Genomic DNA, 694 nt, shown 5'->3' with positions numbered 1-694 from the left:
ACCGCTCGGTTCGTAGCCGAGTACTCTATCCAGCTGAGCTATGAGTCCGTGTCTTGCCGCGCATTATAGGTCGCTGAAACATTTTTGCAAGAACGTTTTCGTTTAAAATCAACTACTTAGCGTTCTTACTGTTTACAGCGCCCTACGCAAATAATGGCGGTGAAGGGGGGATTCGAACCCCCGATACCCTTATGAGGTATACTCCCTTAGCAGGGGAGCGCCTTCGGCCACTCGGCCACCTCACCGCAACACGAGGCGAATATTAAAGAACCTCTTTCACCTTTGCAACCCTTTTTTTGAAAAAAACTTCAAAAAAATTAAAGGCTTGGCTCTTCATCCTTCTCTTTCTTGATCCGCAGGTAGATTTCCTCGCGGTGAACAGCCACTTCTTTCGGGGCGCTGACGCCAATACGCACCTGGTTGCCCTTCACGCCGAGCACCGTCACGGTGATCTCGCCGTCTCCAATGATCAGGCTCTCGGCGCACCGACGAGTCAGAATCAACATAGCTTTCTCCTTACGCAAAACATTCAGGGGTAACAGTCTTGGGTGTCAGGGCCGGTTGTGGACGACGACCGGCCCGGGTTACGCACCACACAGGGCAGGACAGGGCCTGCGTGGTGAGCAGAAACGCGAAGGGGGGGGGGCCCCCCCCCCCCCCCCCCCCCCCCACCGAAAACACACAACGGGGAGGC

The 694-nt window shown here is 55.2% G+C and carries 1 protein-coding gene and 1 tRNA gene; both read right to left on the bottom strand.

Annotated features, from left to right (window positions below; all coding sequences use genetic code 11):
• Positions 1-154: 154 nt before the first annotated feature.
• Positions 155-245 (bottom strand) — tRNA-Ser (locus IAE39_RS29455).
• Positions 246-317: 72 nt separating this feature from the next.
• The gene (gene csrA, locus IAE39_RS29450) at positions 318-506 is read right to left on the bottom strand and encodes a carbon storage regulator CsrA (RefSeq protein ID WP_003254503.1); all 189 of its coding nucleotides are present in this window, start codon (positions 504-506) and stop codon (positions 318-320) included.
• Between the last annotated feature and the right edge of the window lie 188 nt (positions 507-694).

Origin of the sequence: Pseudomonas sp. S37 (assembly GCF_016658545.1) — a bacterium.
In the GTDB taxonomy this organism is placed as follows: domain Bacteria; phylum Pseudomonadota; class Gammaproteobacteria; order Pseudomonadales; family Pseudomonadaceae; genus Aquipseudomonas.
This window is presented reverse-complemented; position numbering and strand designations above follow the sequence as displayed.